This window comes from Pseudomonas sp. B2M1-30 (assembly GCF_025447575.1).
In the GTDB taxonomy this organism is placed as follows: Bacteria; Pseudomonadota; Gammaproteobacteria; order Pseudomonadales; family Pseudomonadaceae; genus Aquipseudomonas; species Aquipseudomonas botevensis.
This window is the reverse complement of record NZ_JAOEJT010000008.1, coordinates 37786-55439: the sequence shown is the minus strand read 5'-3', so window position 1 is coordinate 55439 and position 17654 is coordinate 37786. Positions and strand designations below refer to the sequence as shown.

General features: G+C 63.4%; 17 protein-coding genes. 13 read left to right on the top strand and 4 right to left on the bottom strand.

All coding sequences use genetic code 11. The features are described 5' to 3' along the window. Positions 1-49: 49 nt before the first annotated feature. Entirely contained in the window at positions 50-253 is a 204-nt protein-coding gene (locus N8H74_RS16825) for a hypothetical protein (RefSeq protein WP_217833575.1), read from the top strand. 57 nt (positions 254-310) lie between these two features. Next, positions 311-826, top strand: coding sequence for a DoxX family protein (locus N8H74_RS16820; protein ID WP_217833574.1), 516 nt, complete (start codon positions 311-313; stop codon positions 824-826). 19 nt (positions 827-845) lie between these two features. Here the strand turns inward: N8H74_RS16820 and N8H74_RS16815 are convergent, their stop codons facing one another. Further along, positions 846-2450 carry a L,D-transpeptidase family protein gene (locus N8H74_RS16815; RefSeq protein ID WP_262148938.1) on the bottom strand — a complete coding sequence of 535 codons (1605 nt, stop codon included), beginning with the start codon at positions 2448-2450 and terminating at the stop codon, positions 846-848. A gap of 149 nt (positions 2451-2599) precedes the next feature. On the opposite strand from N8H74_RS16815, the gene N8H74_RS16810 reads away from it, so the two are divergent. From N8H74_RS16810 to N8H74_RS16795, 4 genes are all read left to right on the top strand, one after another. Next, a complete protein-coding gene (locus N8H74_RS16810) occupies positions 2600-3313 on the top strand; it encodes a murein L,D-transpeptidase catalytic domain family protein (protein ID WP_217833572.1) in 714 nt (237 codons plus the stop codon). Positions 3314-3498: 185 nt separating this feature from the next. Beyond that, positions 3499-3756, top strand: coding sequence for a DUF2790 domain-containing protein (locus N8H74_RS16805; protein ID WP_217833571.1), 258 nt, complete (start codon positions 3499-3501; stop codon positions 3754-3756). Positions 3757-3768: 12 nt separating this feature from the next. Next, entirely contained in the window at positions 3769-4440 is a 672-nt protein-coding gene (locus N8H74_RS16800) for a heavy metal response regulator transcription factor (protein WP_217833570.1), read from the top strand. Further along, positions 4437-5837 carry a heavy metal sensor histidine kinase gene (locus N8H74_RS16795; RefSeq protein WP_262148934.1) on the top strand — a complete coding sequence of 467 codons (1401 nt, stop codon included), beginning with the start codon at positions 4437-4439 and terminating at the stop codon, positions 5835-5837. Before N8H74_RS16800 ends, N8H74_RS16795 begins: the two co-directional genes overlap by 4 nt. 133 nt (positions 5838-5970) lie before the next feature. Here the strand turns inward: N8H74_RS16795 and N8H74_RS16790 are convergent, their stop codons facing one another. After that, a complete protein-coding gene (locus N8H74_RS16790) occupies positions 5971-7365 on the bottom strand; it encodes an MFS transporter (protein ID WP_262148932.1) in 1395 nt (464 codons plus the stop codon). 102 nt (positions 7366-7467) lie between these two features. On the opposite strand from N8H74_RS16790, the gene N8H74_RS16785 reads away from it, so the two are divergent. Beyond that, the gene (locus N8H74_RS16785) at positions 7468-8355 is read left to right on the top strand and encodes a LysR family transcriptional regulator (protein WP_262148930.1); all 888 of its coding nucleotides are present in this window, start codon (positions 7468-7470) and stop codon (positions 8353-8355) included. On the opposite strand, the gene N8H74_RS16780 is transcribed toward N8H74_RS16785, so the two are convergent. Continuing rightward, complete coding sequence (locus N8H74_RS16780) at positions 8352-8972, bottom strand: cell wall hydrolase (RefSeq protein WP_262148928.1); 621 nt, start codon at positions 8970-8972, stop codon at positions 8352-8354. The genes N8H74_RS16785 and N8H74_RS16780 overlap by 4 nt on opposite strands. 200 nt (positions 8973-9172) lie before the next feature. Here N8H74_RS16780 and N8H74_RS16775 point away from each other — a divergent pair, with 200 nt between their 5' ends. From N8H74_RS16775 to N8H74_RS16750, 6 genes are all read left to right on the top strand, one after another. Next, complete coding sequence (locus N8H74_RS16775; protein ID WP_262148926.1) at positions 9173-10024, top strand: CAP domain-containing protein; 852 nt, start codon at positions 9173-9175, stop codon at positions 10022-10024. Between the two features lie 137 nt (positions 10025-10161). Continuing rightward, the gene (moaA, locus tag N8H74_RS16770) at positions 10162-11160 is read left to right on the top strand and encodes a GTP 3',8-cyclase MoaA (protein ID WP_262148924.1); all 999 of its coding nucleotides are present in this window, start codon (positions 10162-10164) and stop codon (positions 11158-11160) included. 35 nt (positions 11161-11195) lie between these two features. Next, on the top strand, positions 11196-12095 hold the full coding sequence (locus tag N8H74_RS16765) for a bestrophin family protein (RefSeq protein ID WP_262148922.1): 900 nt from the start codon (positions 11196-11198) through the stop codon (positions 12093-12095). Positions 12096-12217: 122 nt separating this feature from the next. Then, a complete protein-coding gene (gene chrA / locus N8H74_RS16760; RefSeq protein WP_262148920.1) occupies positions 12218-13561 on the top strand; it encodes a chromate efflux transporter in 1344 nt (447 codons plus the stop codon). Positions 13562-13982: 421 nt separating this feature from the next. Continuing rightward, positions 13983-15347 carry a glutamine synthetase family protein gene (locus N8H74_RS16755; protein WP_217833561.1) on the top strand — a complete coding sequence of 455 codons (1365 nt, stop codon included), beginning with the start codon at positions 13983-13985 and terminating at the stop codon, positions 15345-15347. 74 nt (positions 15348-15421) lie between these two features. Beyond that, complete coding sequence (locus N8H74_RS16750) at positions 15422-16705, top strand: FAD-binding oxidoreductase (protein WP_262148918.1); 1284 nt, start codon at positions 15422-15424, stop codon at positions 16703-16705. 150 nt (positions 16706-16855) lie between these two features. On the opposite strand, the gene N8H74_RS16745 is transcribed toward N8H74_RS16750, so the two are convergent. After that, positions 16856-17641, bottom strand: a complete 786-nt coding sequence (locus N8H74_RS16745) for a DeoR/GlpR family DNA-binding transcription regulator (RefSeq protein ID WP_262148916.1) — start codon at positions 17639-17641, stop codon at positions 16856-16858. Positions 17642-17654 lie beyond the last annotated feature (13 nt).

Below are 17654 nucleotides of genomic sequence, written 5' to 3'. Positions count from 1 at the left end.
GCACTGCCGGTACAGCCTCTCAACTCATTTGATGCAACGGAGATTCACCATGACCCAGCTCTCGAAAACTTCCCTGACCCTCGGACTGCTGCTTGCCGGTGGGCTGGCTTTGTCCAACGCCGCGTCGGCCGCCGAAGCGTTCAGCGTCAAGCCACTGGACCACGGTTACAGCCAGGCCCAGGCGCAATCCGACAGCGGGGAAAAGTCCTCGGAAGGTAAATGCGGCGAAGGCAAGTGCGGCGCCAGCGAGTAACCCGTGTACGGGACGCTTCGGTGTCCCGTTTCTCTCTGATTGAATGGAGTTCACCCCATGACCACTGCCCTCTCCTCCGCCGTCAAAGGCTTGCACTTCAACCTCGATCGCGCAGGTCAATGGCTCGCGCCGCTGACCCTGCGCCTGTTCATCGCCTGGGAATTCTTCGAATCGGGTCTGGAGAAATTCAACGGCCAGAACTGGTTCGAGGATATCCAGGAGCGCTTCCCGTTTCCCTTCGACCACCTGCCGGCGACGCTGAACTGGGAGCTGTCGATGTGGGCCGAGTTGATCGGTGCCCTGGCCATTCTGATCGGCTTCGGTACGCGGATTTCGGCGATTTCGCTGATTGTCGTGACCATCGTCGCCACCGCTGCCGTTCACTGGCCGGCGGACTGGTCGTCGTTGAGCGAATTGGCCCAGGGTTATGCGATCACCAACAAGGGCTTCGGCAATTTCAAGTTGCCGGCGATCTACCTCGCCGCGATGGTGCCGTTGGTATTCGCCGGGGCCGGGAAGTTGAGCGTGGATGCGTGGCTGGCGCGGCTGTTCTGGAAGCGCGCCAACCGTTGAACGACACCCTCGGTAAAACTCAGTGCACCCGGTCCAGCCCGGCGAGCAGCGCGGTGTCGCGGCTGTAGATGTCCGGGGCGTATTGCACGCGGCCATGGTTGTCGACCTGGGCGGTCCAGTAGGTCATCAGGATCGGCACTGGATTGCTCAGGCGGAACTCGTGGGTGGTGCCGCTGGCGAGCAAGGTGTCGGTGCGGGCTTTTTCTGCCGGGCTGAGTAAAAAGTCGCGCAATTTCAGTGGATGCTCGACCCGCACGCAACCGGAACTGAACGCCCTCGGCCCTTTGTCGAACAGCGCCTTGCTCGGCGTGTCATGCAGGTACACCGAGAACGGGTTGGGAAAGCGGATGACCATTTGCCCCAGCGGGTTGCGCGGGCCGGCGTCCTGGCGCAGGAGGATGTTGCCGGGGTTGTCCCAGTCGATGTCCGCTGCGGCCAACGGCTGGCCGTTGGCGTCGAGCACTTGCAGGTTCTGCCGGCTGAGGAAGGTCTGGTCCTTGCGGATCTCCGGCAGTTTGTCTTCCTTCCAGATCGTCGGCGGCACGGTCCAGGTCGGGTTCAGGGTCAGGCGTGTGACCCGGGATTTGAGCAAGGGGGTCTGGCGCTCGGCGCGACCGACCTGGGTGCGGGTCTGCCACACCGGCAGGCCGTCCTGATACAGGGTCAGTTCGGCGGCGGCCACGTTGACCAGCAGACCATCCGGCTCCATGTCCTGGGCCAGCCAGCGGAAACGTTCGAGGTTGACCCGCAGTTGTTCGCGGCGAGTCAACGGACTGATGTTGAGTTCGGCGATGGTGCCCGGCCCGACCACGCCGTCGGCCTGCAACGAATGATTGGCCTGGAAGCTTTTCACCGCCTCGACCAGTACGCCGTGATACGCGTTGTCCGGAGTGCCGACCGCGCTGCTCAGATAGCCTTCGCTGTACAAGCGCAGCGCCAGCTCCGGCACGCGTTTGTCTTCCATGTTCGGACGCAGCAGCGGCCCGTTGCCGACCGACTGCCAGTGCGGCAGGGCTTGCAGACGTTGCGCGGCGTAGAGGTGACGCAGGTTCTGGTATTGCGCCAGACGCGGGCGGGCCAGGTCGAAGGCGGCTGCAATGTCATGCATCCCCGGCACGGCGATCGTCAGCAGTTCGGCCTGGCGGTCACGAGGCGTTTCGTCGGAATGCCACAGCGGCTCGAAGTGCGATTGCAGCAGGCGACCGTAGTGCAAATCCTGCAAGGCTTGCAGGTAATAGCGGCTGATTTCGATGTCGGCACACAGCTCGCCGTCCTGTGGTGCGCTGGCCGCCACCGGGTAGCGTTTCGGGTTCAGGCCGTCGTCGGCCAGCAGTTGCAATTGCGCCTGCAAGGCCGGTAATTGCTGGCTTTGCGCCCATACCGGTAACCAGTCCTGTTGCTGATAGAACGCCTGCAATTGTTCAAGCGCCGGGCCGTTGAGGTTCGCGGCAACGCCCGGGCACGCCTGCGGCAGACCGATCAACACGGCTTGCAACGGGCTCTGCGGCTCGACCGGCAATGGCGCCGGCAGTGTTTCCAGCGGCGGCAACGGCGCTTCGGCGGTCGCGACCAACGGCGCTGCGAGCAAACAAATGCTCAAGTAACATGCGCATTTTTTGAACAACTGCTTTACTCCAATCCATGGCCACCTTGATAGTGGTCAACCTTACATCAGGTGCGGTGAACAGTCAGGCTCGATTCTCGGGCCTGCCGGGGACGACTGGACGTCAGGAGCCAAAGTGCCAATGAGCAACAGATGAGGACACTTTCTAAATGTTGACGTTTTTGCGCCGACTTTTGTTGACTGCCACCGCCGTCGGGCTGGTGACCAGTCAGGTTTTCGCCGCCGGCACCACTTCGCCGGTTTTGTACACCAGCCTCGCGCACGCCGCACCGGAACTCAATCCCCAGGCGCTGAAAGGCGCATTGAACGCCATGCAATGTGCGATCAACAACGGCGCCAAACAGTCTCGCCACCTGGCGATCATCGATTATTCGCAGCCGTCCACCGCGCGCCGCCTGTGGATCTTCGACCTGACCCGCAAGAAACTGGTGCTGCGTGATCTGGTCGCCCACGGTTCGAACTCCGGGGAAAACTTCGCCACGCAGTTCTCCAACCGCGAAGGCAGTTTCCAGTCCAGCCTCGGTCTGTTCCGTACCCAGGAAAGTTACGAAGGCACCCACGGTTACTCGCTGCGCATGGACGGTCTGGAGCCGGGTTTCAATGACATGGCCCGCGACCGCGCCATCGTGATTCACGCCGCCGATTACGTGAATCCGTTGTGGAGCAAGCGCCAGGGGCGCATCGGACGCAGCCAGGGCTGCCCGGCGGTACGCCCGCAAATCGCCCGGCGGGTGATCGACAGCCTGAAGAACGGCCAGTTCATGTTCTCCTGGTATCCCGACCAGCGCTGGCTGAAAACCTCGCCGTACCTCAACTGCCAGCCGCAACAGATTGCGAGCATCCTCAGCACCCACGGCAGTTGAACCACACACAACCGTTTCCTTACATCGTTCCCATGCTCTGCGTGGGAACGATCAACAGCGTTGACTCGCCCCCGTTTCATTACAGATTTGTAATCGAGTTGTCGGTTTAGCGAGCGGATCGCTCGGTAGCCTGAAGTTGTCCCGGCCAGAACGCCGATCCTCTTCAGACTACCGAGTACGCCATCATGAAAACCCTGATCCTCGCCTTCACCGCCCTCCTCGCCAGTGGTTCGGTATTCGCCGCGACCACCCCGGACACTGCCGTCATTCATGACAAACCCGGTTTCTTCGTGCATCTGGATGTCGACAAAGTGCTCTCCAGCACCGATATTTCCCAGGCCTGCGGCGTGATCCCCGCGCGGCTCAATTATCTCGACAGCCAGGGCCGAGAACATGTGCTGGACTATCAAGTGCAAGGCAGCGGCTGCACCAATGACAACTAAGGCGAAGCGTCCATGAACATCCTTGTCGTCGAAGACGAACCGAAGGCCGGCAACTACCTGCTCAACGGCCTGCAGGAACTGGGCTACAGCGTGAGCCTGGCCCGGGACGGCGCCGACGGCCTGCACCTGGCGCTGGAGCACAGCTTCGACGTGATCGTGCTGGATGTGATGATGCCGAAAATGGATGGCTGGGAAGTCCTGCGCCGGCTGCGCAAGGAAGCCGACACGCCGGTGCTGTTCCTCACCGCCCGCGACGACATCGCCGACCGGGTCAAGGGCCTGGAACTGGGCGCCGACGATTACCTGATCAAGCCGTTTTCCTTCGCCGAACTGGTGGCGCGCCTGCGTACCCTGACTCGCCGTGGCCCGATCCACGAAGAGGAACATCTGCAAGTCGCCGACCTGCAGATCGATGTGCTCAAGCGCCGGGTGACCCGCGACAACATGCGGATCACCCTGACCAACAAGGAGTTCGCCCTGTTGCAATTGTTCGCCAGCCACACCGGGCAAGTGCTGTCGCGCTCGCTGATCGCCTCGCGGGTGTGGGACATGAATTTCGACAGTGACACCAATGTGGTGGATGTCGCCGTGCGCCGCCTGCGACAGAAGATCGACGACCCGTTCACGCTCAAGCTGATCCATAGCGTGCGCGGCATCGGCTACCGCTTCGATACCCAGCCATGAAGAAAAACGCCGGCACTTACTCCCTGACCCTGCGCCTGGCGCTGGTGTTCGCCCTGCTCGCCTTCGGTTCGCTGGCCGGCCTCGGCGCGGCGCTGTATCAGGAGCTGGAGGAGCAGTTGATCCGTCGCGATGACATTTCCCTGGTCAGCCGTGTCGATCAGTTGCGCACCTTCCTCAACGACAGCAACACCCTGGAGCTGATCAAGAACAAACCGGCGCTGTTCCAGAACATGCTCGGCAATCGCGAAGCGCTGCTGACCATCGGCGCACCGGGGCAACCGCCGCTGCTGGTGGTCAACCCCGGCAACCTGAACACCCCGACCCTACCGGCCGTGCCCATCGATCACCCGATGACCCTCAAGGATGTGCAACATCTGCCCAGCGTCAACGGCGTGCCGTTTTCGGCGGTGGCGGCGACCATCGACTCCGGCGAACTGGGCAACCTGCAAGTGCTCACCGGCCGTTTGATGAGCGAACGCACGGCGATGCTCGCCAACTATCGACTGAGCGTGTACGGCCTGGCGACGCTGGCGGCGGTGGTGCTGGCGTTGATCGGCTGCCTGCTGGTGTATCGCGGCCTGCTGCCGCTGCGCCGGCTGGCGCGTCATGCCCATGGGATCGGCGTCGGCAACCTCGGCGAGCGGCTCGACAGCCACGGCACGCCACGGGAATTGCAACCGATGATCGAAGCGTTCAACGCCATGCTCGATCGACTCGCCAAAGGTTTTGCCCAGTTGAGCCAGGTCTCCACCGACATGGCCCATGAACTGCGCACGCCGATCAACAACCTGCTCGGCGAAACCCAGGTCGCCCTGCACCAGAACCGCAGCATCGAGGCCTATCAGCAGTTGCTCGCCTCCAACGTCGAAGAACTGGAACGGCTGACACGGATGCTCGACAACATGCTGTTCCTGGCGCGCACCGATCCTTCATCGGCGTTGAGCCAGCGCCAGGAACTGGACGCCGCCGACGAGATGCAGCGCATTGCCGATTACTTCGAAGGGGTGGCGGCGGATGTCGGGATCAGCATCGAGGCGCGCGGCAGCGGCGTGATCTGGGCCGAACCGATGCTGCTGCGCCGGGCACTCGCCAACCTGTGCGCCAACGCGATCAAGTACGGCGCGGCGGACTCGACGCTGCAGGTCGAGGCGGTGGCCGAGCCTGACGGCAGCTACCTGCGGGTGCGTAACCAGGGCGCGACCATCCCCGCCGAACATCTGTCGCGGCTGTTCGAGCGCTTCTACCGCGTCGACCAGTCCCGCGAACGCTCGGCACAATCCAACGGCCTGGGGCTGTCGATCGTCGCGACGATCATGCAACTGCATCAGGGCCGGTACAGCGTCAGCAGTATTGAGGGAGTGACCTGCTTCGAGCTGTTTTTTCCGGCGCGGGAGTGATCGCGGCTCGTGGCGGCGGTGGGTCATCTGGCAAATGGGGGACTGACATTCCCTCTTCGCGGGCAAGCCCGCTCCCACAGGATGGATCGGTATACCGAAGACATTGTGGGAGTGGGCCAGCCCGGCCACCCTTTCACCGCAAGCTGACACCCGCCCAGCCTTTTATCTCCACCCGGCTGAGCCACAAAGCCACAATCATCAACCCCGCAGCCACCCCAAACGTCACGTGCAAACCACGGCCGATCACCTCGGCCGGCGCCTGAGTCGGATCACCTGTCGCCACGGCAAACACCGCCCCCATCGCCGCTGCTCCCGTGATCAACCCAAGATTGCGCGACAACCCCAGCAGCGCCGAAACCACCCCGCGCTGATCCTGACTGACACCGGCCATCAGCCCGGTGTTATTGCCCGCCTGAAACAACGCATAACTGGCCGTGACCCAGGCAATCGGCAGCACATACCCGAACAGCCCGAATCCCATTGGCAACAGCGCCAGCAATCCACAACCGCCGACCATCCCCAACAACCCGACACGCATCATCCGCTGTGCGCCGAAGCGATCCACCAGCCGCCCCGCCGGCACGCCGCCGAATGCGGCCACCAAAGGCCCGACCGACAACGCCAGCCCCACCACCCCGGCACTCAGGCCAAGTCCCCGGCTCAGGTAAAACGGCCCGACCACCAGCGTGGTCATCATCACCGTCGCCACCAGCGCACTCATCGCCAGGCTGGCACTCAACCGAGGCTCGGCGAACAGCGACAAACGAATCAACGGCGCCGCCACGCTGCGCTCGATGTAGATGAACAGCCCGCCGCCACACACGCTGACCAGCAACAGCGCCAGGGTGAACGCGGAACTCTCCCTGGACGTCATCGCCAGCGCATAAGCCGCCAGCGTCACGGCCAGAACCAGCGTGCCCACATGATCGAAACGCACCCGCGCGCCACGGGTTTGATCCGTCGGCAGATAGCGATAAACCAGCCACCCGTTAAGCAAACCCAGCGGCACGTTGATCAGGAACATCCACTGCCAGCCGACCTGCGCAATCAACACGCCGCCCAGCGATGGCCCAAGCGTAGTACCGATCGCCGACATCGTTCCGAGCAACCCCATGGCACTGCCGGCGCGCTCCTTCGGCACCGCGCCACCGACCAGCGCCATGGTCAACGCCAGCATGATCGCAGCGCCCAGGCCCTGCACCGCCCGCGCAGCGATCAGCCACGGCAACTCGCTGGCCACTGCACAGGCCAACGAAGCGACGGTAAAAATGCCGATGCCGATCAGCAGCAATCGCCGACGCCCGAGCAAATCGCCGAGACGGCCGACGCTGACGATCAACGTCGTTACCGCCAGCAGATAGGCCAGGACGATCCATTGCACTGGCTGGAACGAGGCATCGAATGCGGCGGCCAGAGTCGGCAGGCCGGCGTTGGCGATGCTGGTGTCGAGGGACGGCATCAGCATCGACAGGCACAGGCCGGTCAGCGCCCAACGGGCATTGCTGTTCAAGGAGGGTTGTTGCGACATGGGCGTTCACTCCGGCGAGGTCATGAGCGCCAGCCTAAGTCTCGACAGCACATGGCGGAAGACGCATGCTTTGCACTCCATAGCTGCATGGAGCGCCATGTCATGAGTGCGCCGGACCTGAATCTGCTGATTACCCTCGATGTGCTGCTGCGCGAAGGCAGCGTCGCCCGCGCCGCCGAGCAACTGCACCTGAGCCCGTCGGCCATGAGTCGCGCCCTCGCCCGACTGCGTGAAACCACTGGCGACCCGTTGCTGGTGCGCGCCGGTCGTGGACTGGTGCCGACGCCTCGGGCACTGGAATTGCGCGAGCGGGTCGGCCTGCTGGTGCAGGAAGCCGAAGCGCTGCTGCGCCCGGCCCGGGTGCTCGATCCTGCTCAGTTGCAACGCACGTTTACGCTGCGCAGCAGCGATGGTTTCGTCGAGACGTTTGCCGCTGCCCTGCTCGCGCGTATTGCCCGGCAAGCGCCCGGCGTACGTCTGCGCTTTCTGCAGAAAACCGACAAGGACAGCACGCTGCTGCGCGACGGTCGGGTCGATCTGGAAACCGGGGTGATCGTGGACAGCACCGATGACTCGCTGCACAGCCGCATCCTGTTCCGCGACCGTTTTGTCGGGGTGGTGCGCGAGGGGCATCCGTTGAGTTCGGGCAAGGTCAGCACCCGGCGATTCATCGCCGGCGAACATGTGCTGGTGTCACGTCATGGCGCTGCCAGCGGCCCAGTGGATCAGGCACTGCAAGGCCTGGGGCTGAGCCGCAACATCGTCACCACGGTCGGCGGCTTCTCCGCTGCGCTGGCCTTGGTGCGTGACTCGGATCTGATCGCCTGCGTGCCAGACCGGCATACCGAAAAGCTGCGTGCCGGTCTACACAGCTTCGAACTGCCGCTGGTGGTGCCGGACATCACCGTGTCGATGCTCTGGCACCCGCGCATGGACGCCGATCCGGCGCACCATTGGCTGCGCGACTGTGTGCGGGAGACTTGCGCCTAGCGCGCATCGCCACCGGCGGGTTTGTAGAACAGGAACTTTCCGGTTTCGGCGGTCTTGGTGTATTCCCTGGCCCAGCCCGGATGCACATTGCGGTCGTGGAAGTACAACGCGCCGTGGGTGCGATCGGTGAGCTGGCGGTTCAGCGCCTTGCCGGCGATTTCCTTGGCGAGCGCGTATTCGGCGTCTTCCTTGACCTGATCCGAGCGGCCATCGCACCACCAGGAAAACTGGCAGCTCTTGGTTTCCGAACCTTGCTTGACCACCGCGCACACAGTATCCGGAAAACCTTCATGACCGAGGCGGTTCATCACCACATTGGCGACCGCTTCCATTTCCGCATTGTCCTTGCCCTTGGCCTCCCAATAGATGCTGCGTGCCAGGCAGGTGAGCGGATCGTCCAGCGGCGCGGCGCCGGCCGGGTCGACCGCTTGTGCTTCGGTCGGGGTGATGGCTTCGGATTTGGGCGCCGGTGCCGCGCTGACTTTATCGGCGGCCTTTTCCTCCAGCACCTGGGCCTTCTGTTCAGCCTTTTCCTTGATCGGGGCCTGCTCGGTGGCCATCACGGCCATGCCCGGCAGGGTTAACGCGAGACATAAAAGCAACCCGTTGAATCCCATGATCGATACGTCCGGCAGCGCCCGGTGCGGGCAAGGTGTTACAGCGGTGAAACGCCCGTTTTCCGGGGGTTTCGCAGAGTGTAGACGGCAAACTCAAGCCTAAAGTTGCGCAGAAAATATCGTTGCGTGAAGAAAAAGACATTGCACCCACCGGGGCCATTTCGCGCATCATGGGCTCACTCAGCCCAAGGGAGATTTCCATGCGCTTCATGCCATCCGTTTTGCGAATTGCCGCGCTGTCCGCAGGCCTGGCGTTTGCCGCCTCGGCCATGGCCACCGACGAGTCGCAACTGGTCGAGTCGATCAACAGTTATCGCAGCCAGCCCCAGCGTTGCGGCACCCAGGCGTCGAACGAGCTGCCGCCACTGTCGGCCGATCCACGGCTGATTCTGCCGGCCAGCGGCGTGGTCGATCTGCAACAGGCCATGGCTCGCGCCAGTTACCCGATGGTCAATGTGCAGGCGATCAGCCTCAACGGACCTCGCGATGCAGCGTCGGCGATGAAGGCGATTCAGGAGAGTTTCTGTCAGGTGGTGCTGGACCCGCAGTTCGTCGATATCGCTGTCAGCCGCGCCGATCGCGACTGGCGCATCACCCTCGCCCGGCCGCTGCTCAGCGCACGCCTGGGCGATGCGCAGAGCGAAGGCCAGAAGTTGCTGGAACAACTCAACGCCGCCCGCAGCCAGCCGCGCCAGTGTGGCGGTCAGGCATTCGCCGCCGCTGCGCCGCTGGCGTGGAATGCGACCCTGGGCACAGTCGCTCAGGACCATAGCCGCGACATGGCCAACAAAAACTATTTTGACCACAAGGACCGCGACGGCCGCACCCCAGGCGACCGCGCCGAACTGGCTGGCTACAGCGGCCAGCAAGTCGGCGAAAACATCGCCGCCGGGCAAGACACCCCACGCAAAGTCGTCGACGGCTGGCTCGCCAGCCCCGGCCACTGCGCCAACCTGATGAACCCGCAATACCGCGAACTCGGCGCCGCCTACGCCACCGACCCGAAAAGCGATGCGGGCATCTACTGGACCGCGATGTTCGGCGCCGAATAATCTGCCCATCGTCCTCGAAAGTTCAGCCCGAGGCCGGTGGAGGGGTCATCGATCCCGTCAATCGATCATTCACTATTAGTGATTGGACGCACTGCGCGGTTGTGCCTAATCTGCGCCGTTTTCCCTGCGAGGCTGCCATGCCAGAGCGCGTCCTGATCGATGGTTACAACCGCCGCGTCGACTATCTGCGCATGTCAGTCACCGACCGCTGCGACTTCCGCTGTGTGTACTGCATGGCCGAAGACATGCAGTTTCTGCCACGTCAGCAAGTGCTGACCCTGGAAGAGATCTATCAACTGGCCCAGGGTTTCGTGGCGCTGGGCACCCGCAAGATTCGCCTCACCGGCGGCGAGCCGCTGATTCGCCCCGGCGTGGTCAAACTGTGCGAGCAGATCGCCACCCTGCCCGGCCTGCGCGAGCTGTGCCTGACCACCAACGGTTCGCAGCTCGGCAAACTGGCCGCGCCGCTGTTCGAGGCCGGGGTCAAGCGCCTCAATGTCAGCCTCGACAGCCTCGATCCCGCCCGCTTCAAACAGATGACCCGCACCGGCGACCTGGCGCAGGTGATCAACGGCATCGATGCCGCGCGCAACGCCGGTTTCACCCGCACCAAGCTCAACTGCGTGGTGATGCAAGGGCGCAACGATCACGAGATCAACGATCTGGTGCGCTTCGCCATCGACCGTGAACTGGACATCTCTTTCATCGAGGAAATGCCCCTGGGCATCATTCATGAACACAGCCGCGCCGAGTCGTTTTTCTCCAGCGCCCAGGTGCGCGAGCGGATCGCCGAACGCTACACCCTGATCGACTCCGCCGAATCGACCCAAGGCCCGTCGCGCTACTGGCGCCTGGCCGAGGCGCCGCATATCCGCCTGGGCTTCATTTCACCTCACAGCCACAATTTCTGCGGCACCTGCAACCGCGTGCGGCTGACCGTGGAAGGTCGCCTGCTACTGTGTCTGGGTAACGAACACTCGGTGGATCTCAAAGCGGTGCTGCGCGCCCATCCGGGGCAACCGCAGCGGCTGGAGAAAGCGATTATCGAGGCGATGAAACTCAAACCCTATCGCCACCATTTCGAAGTGAACGACGACGTTCAGGTCGTGCGCTTCATGAACATGACCGGCGGCTGAACCGCCACCTCCCTGCGTAACCGGGATCGCACAGCATGATCATCAGACCCAAGATCAACCAATTCGCCATCCTCTTTACCCTCAAGGGTTCGATCGCCAAGCGCATCGCGCTGCGCGCATTGATGGTCACGCTGCTGGCGGCAGGTATCGTGCTGGTGGAAATCCTCCATCCGAGCAGTTTCACCAAGGTCAGCGCCACGCCGTTCACCCTGCTCGGGCTGTCGCTGTCGATCTTCATGAGTTTTCGCAACAACGCCTGTTACGACCGCTGGTACGAAGCCCGCAAGGCGTGGGGCGAAGTGATCGTGCATACCCGCTCGGTAATGCGCGAGACCCAAGTTATCCGCCAATCAGTCCACCGCCGGCCGTTGTTGCTCAACCTTTGCGGTTTCGCCCACTCCCTGAATGCGCGATTGCGCCGCGAAAGCGAGGCGGTGGCCAGCGCTGCGTGGATCACACCGAAACTTGATGCAGAAGTGCCGGACTACAGCGGGCGCATCTTGCATCAGATCGGCGAGCAATGCGGCGACCTGCAGCAGAGCGGCGAACTCAGCGAATGGCGCTACATGCTGCTGGCCAATCACCTGACCAGCCTGACCCAGGCGCAAGCGGTGTGTGACCGCATCAAGAACACCCCGCTGCCCTTCCCCTACACCTTGCTGCTGCACCGCACGATCTACCTGTTCTGCATCCTGCTGCCGTTCGCCATGGCCGAACCGCTGGGTTGGCTGACACCGCTGTTCACTGCCATCGTCAGCTACACCTTCTTCGGCCTGGACGCCATCGCCGACGAACTGGAAGACCCCTTCGGCCGCGACGAAAACGATCTGCCGACCGACGCACTGGTGCGCACCATCGAGCGCGACATTCTGTTTGAGCTCGGCGAAACCGAACTGCCTCCGGTGTTGATGCCGGTGGACTACGTGCTGAGCTGAATCCACACGCTGCAAAACTTTCTGGGGGCGACCGAGTCCCCGGCGTGGTTCTGGGTGGTTGTTGATTGCAATACAAACCTGATGAGATAGAGGCCCCTGACACGACTCACCCAGGAGTGCCCTTGAGCACAACGCCGCAGGATCTCCCCCGCCCCGACCCCGTCACCCTGCGTCAGGCCTGGCGCTTCTGGCTGAAGCTCGGCTGCATCGGTTTCGGCGGTCCGGCCGGGCAGATCGCGATCATGCATCAGGAGCTGGTGGAGCGGCGGCGCTGGATCTCCGAGCGGCGTTTTCTCCACGCCCTCAATTACTGCATGCTGCTGCCCGGCCCCGAGGCTCAGCAATTGGCGACCTACATTGGCTGGCTGCTGCACCGTACCTGGGGCGGGGTGCTGGCCGGTGCGCTGTTTGTCCTGCCGTCGCTGTTTATCCTGATTGGCCTGTCGTGGGTGTACATCGCGTTCGGTGACGTGCCCGCCGTGGCCGGGGTGTTTTACGGGATCAAACCGGCAGTGACGGCGATTGTCCTGCACGCCGCTCACCGCATCGGCTCGCGGGCGCTGAAAAACACCTGGCTATGGGCAATCGCCGGGGCCGCGTTCGTGGCGATTTTCGCGTTCAACGTGCCATTCCCGCTGATCGTGCTGGGCGCGGCGCTGATCGGCTACCTGGGTGGGCGCCTGACACCGGAAAGATTCAACAACGGCGGCCAGCGCGGCAGCGAAAAATCCTTCGGCCCGGCGCTGATCGACGACGACACACCGACACCCGAACACGCACGCTTTCATCTGCCAAAGCTGCTGCGCCTGGCAGTGGTCGGCGCGCTGCTGTGGTGCCTGCCGATGGCCCTGCTGACAGCACTCTTCGGCTGGGACGGCACGTTCACGCAGATGGGCTGGTTCTTCACCAAAGCGGCGCTGCTCACCTTCGGCGGTGCCTACGCGGTGTTGCCCTACGTGTATCAAGGCGCGGTCGGGCATTACGGCTGGCTGACGCCGACGCAGATGATCGACGGCCTCGCGCTCGGGGAAACCACGCCGGGGCCGCTGATCATGGTGGTGGCGTTTGTCGGCTTCGTCGGCGGTTACGTGCAGCCGGCGTTCGGCCCCGAGCATGCGTTCGTCGCCGGTGCATTGGCGGCGACGCTGGTGACGTGGTTCACCTTCCTGCCCTCGTTCCTGTTCATCCTCGCTGGCGGGCCGCTGGTGGAGTCGACCCACAACGAACTGAAGTTCACCGCCCCGCTGACCGCGATCACGGCAGCGGTGGTCGGGGTGATTCTGAACCTGGCGTGCTTCTTCGCTTACCACGTGTTCTGGCCGAACGGTTTTGCCGCGTCACCGGATGTTTTTTCGCTGCTGCTCGCGGCGGCGGCCACGCTCGGTCTGTTTATTTTCAAGCGTGGCGTGATCGAGGTGTTGACCGTTTGCGCCCTCGTCGGGCTGGGGTTCCACCTGTTGCGCTGAGCCTGCGGCCGAGCCTCCCGGCCGCGAATCAGCCGTTTACTTCTCCGGGGATTCCCCCTTACTATCCAGCCACCCCGGCATGGCGGGACACTCCCGCCGCCGACGTTTTCCGCCAACGGAAACACGCGTCATGAGCACGTCACCACAACAACCAGAATCGTTGAACGTCTCTGCTGCATGCGCCCTTCCTCGCAGGAGCCGCGCATGAATCGCATCGTCAATCTCCCCATGGCCCTGCGCCGTTCCAAGCTGCGTCACTCCGCACGTCCGCCGGATATCTCCCTGCCCGTCTGATCGCGCCGGTTGACCACGCGACAGTCCCCCTCTTTCGATATCCCTGCCAGGACGCCCGGGTCTTTTGCCCGTTGCTGCGTCCGGCCCGAATCTGCGCGCCCGTGCGGCGCACTCGTGAGTGATTGACATGAAATTCGCAGCCCTTGAAGACGCCCGTAACTTTCTCGATCAGAACCCCGACATCGACATGATCGAGCTGTTCATCCTCGACGCCAACGGCGTGCCGCGCGGCAAGCTGTTGCATCGTGAAGAACTGCTCGCCGTGTATGAAAGCGGCCGTCCATTGCCCAGCACCATCCTCGGCCTGACGGTGCATGGCGAGGACGTGGAAAATTCCGGCCTGGTGTGGGACGTCGGCGATATCGACTGCCGCGCCTATCCCCTGGAAGGCAGTCTGGTGCGCCTGCCGTGGCGGCAGATTCCCACCGCCGCCGTGCAGGTGAGCATGCACCCGGAGCAAGGCCTGCCGGCCAGCATCGCCGATCCGCGACACCTGCTGATCAAGGTGATCGAGCGCTTGAAAGCCGAGGGTTATCACCCGGTCATGGCCTGCGAGCTGGAGTTCTATCTGCTCGACGCCAAACGCGATCACAACGGCCGTCCGCAACCGGCGCTGGACGCCGACGGCGGACGACCGCGACACACTCAGGTCTACGGTTTGCGGGAGCTCGAGCAGATCGAGCCCTTCCTCGCCGACCTCTACAGCGCCTGCAAACTACATGGCATTCCGGCGCGCACGGCGATCTCCGAATACGCGCCGGGCCAGGTGGAAATCACCCTCGAACACGGCGATGCGCTGGAGGCGATGGATCAGGCTGTGCGCTACAAACGGCTGGTCAAGGCGGTGGCCCACAAGCACGGCATGCAGGCGACGTTCATGGCCAAGCCCTTCGATGATCTGGCGGGCACCGGCATGCACATGCACGTCAGCCTCGCCGATGACGAGGGGCGCAATCTGTTCGCCGCCGAAGACCCGGCCGGCACCCCGCTGCTGCGCACAGCGATTGGCGGCATGCTCGCGTCCCTGCTCGACTCACTGCTGCTGTTCTGCCCGAACGCCAACTCCTACCGTCGCTTCCAGGCCAACAGCTACGCCCCGCTGGCACCGACCTGGGGCGTCGACAACCGCACCGTGAGCCTGCGCGTACCGGGCGGCCCGGCCAACACCCGCCACATCGAACACCGCATCTGCGGCGCCGATGCCAACCCGTATCTGGCAGCGGCCGCAATCCTCGCCGGCATTCATCGCGGCATCAAGGACAACCTCGACCCGGGCGAACCGGTAGAGGGCAATGGGTATGCGCAAGCGACGGAGCTGCTGCCGACCGACTGGCTGACCTCGCTCAATGCGTTGCACCACTCGGCATGGGCGCGGGATGCGTTGGGGCAGGAATTTCTCGGGGTTTATCTGGCAGTGAAACGCGCGGAATACCGCCAGTTCATGGCCGAGGTGGGCGAGCAGGATTGGCGCTGGTATCTGACGGAGGCCTGATTTCCGCTGCCCCACACAACTCCCACAAAGGGAGTTGTGTCCGCCCTCGAGCCTGAATTTCTCTGGACACTCACATGACCCAACGCACTCATTCCTACTACACCGCCACCCTTAACCAGGACACCGATTACCCCTCGCTGCAAGGCCGACACAAGGTTGACGTGGTCATCATCGGCGGTGGCTTCACCGGCGTCGCCACCGCTGTCGAACTGGCCGAAAAAGGCCTGACAGTCGCCATCGTCGAAAGCCACAAGATCGGCTGGGGCGCCACCGGGCGCAATGGCGGACAGGTCACCGGCAGCCTGTCCGGCGACGGCGCGATGCGCAAACAGATGCGCCGCAAACTCGGCGATGAGGTCGACGATTTCATCTGGCATCTGCGCTGGCGCGGGCACGAAATCATCCAGCAGCGAGTCGAGAAATACGCCATCCAGTGCGACCTCAAGCACGGCCATCTGCACGCGGCGTACAAGCCGAGTCACATGGACGGTTTGCGCAGCGACTATGAAGAAGCCGTGCGCCGTGGCATGGGTGACGAAGTCAGCCTGCTTGACCGCAGCCAGGTGCGCGATCTGCTGCAAAGCGACCTCTATTACGGCGCAATCAAGAACACCCGCAACATGCACCTGCACCCGCTCAATCTGTGCATCGGCGAAGCACGGGCGGCGGAAGGTCTGGGGGCGTTGATTTTCGAAAACAGTGAAGTGCTGGAGATCATCCACGGCGACACACCGGGTATCAGAACCGCCCATGGCCAGATAGATGCCAGGCAAGTGCTGCTGGCCGGCGATGTCTACCACAAGCTCGAACCCGGCCAGCTCAAGGGCAAGATTTTCCCGGCCATGGGCGGCATCGTCACCACCGCGCCGCTGGGGGATCTGGCGAAGCAGATCAACCCCCAAGACCTGGCGGTGTACGACTGCCGTTTCGTCCTCGATTACTACCGCCTCACCGCCGACGGGCGTTTGCTGTTCGGCGGCGGCGCCAACTACAGCGGCAAGGACTCACGGGACATCGCCGGCGAACTGCGGCCCTGCATCGAGCAAACCTTCCCGGCGCTCAAGGGTGTGCCGATCGATTACCAGTGGAGTTGCGCCATGGGCATCGTGATCAACCGCATCCCGCAACTGGGCAAGCTCTCGGATAACGTCTGGTATTGCCAGGGCTACTCCGGGCACGGCATCGCCACCACGCACATCATGGGTGAAATCATGGGCCGGGCGATCACCGGGCAGATGGAGCAGTTCGATACGTTTGCGCGTTGTCAGCACATTCGCGTGCCGATGGGCGATCTGCTGGGCAATCCGATGCTGGCGGCCGGGATGTGGTACTACCAGATGCTGGAGCGGTTGCGCTGATTCGGGTGTCTGAGCGAGGCCGGATTTTGCGGTGAATGGACCGGCCTCTTCGCGGGCAAGCCCGGCGCCCACAACGTCCGGGTCTGATACCCCGGAAAATGTGGGCGCCGGGCTTGCCCGCGAAAACGCCGTCAGACCCGCCACAAGACTTCAGTCTGGCAACTGCTCCACCTCAATCCCCAACCGCCGGTAATCCTCGACACTGCCCGAGGCCAGGTGCCGCTCGGTGATCAGGGTGTGCAGTCGCTCACACGGGGCCACCACAAACGGCTCCACCGCGCCGAGCTTGTCCGCCGTGGTCACGGCAATCACCCGCGCCGCGCTGGCGAGCAAGGCCTGCTTCACCGGCACCTCATCGAAATGCAGCGAGGTGATGCCCACGTCCGGGTGAATCGCGCAGACCCCGGTAAACGCCAGATCCGCCTTGATCCCGGCAATCAGCCGCAACGCCTCATGCCCGCCGGCCGACAGGGTTTTCGGGTTCAACTGCCCGCCGGCCAGGATCACCTTCACCCCGGCGTACGCCGCCAAGGCAATCGCCGTCATCGGTGCCGCCGTCACCGCCGTGATACTGATGTCCGGACGCAACGCCCGCGCCACCTGCAACGTGGTCGAGCCGGAATCGAACAACACGATCTGCCCGTCCTCGACCTTCTGCGCCGCCAACTGCGCCAGCCGCACCTTGACCTCATCCGTCTCGTCCAGACGCGTGAAGTAATCCTTGCCAGTGTCCTTCGGTCGCGGCAGCGCCCCGCCATGAACCCGCTGCACCAGGCCTGCGCTGTCCAGTTCGGCGAGGTCGCGGCGAATGGTGTCCTCGGACACCGCAAAGTGCTGGCTCAGCTCGGAAGCCATGACCTTGCCGTCACGTTCGAGGATCAGGAGGATTTTCTGACGGCGCAGGGACGGGAGTTCGCTGGCGGAATGGTCGTGCATGGTAATGCCTGTT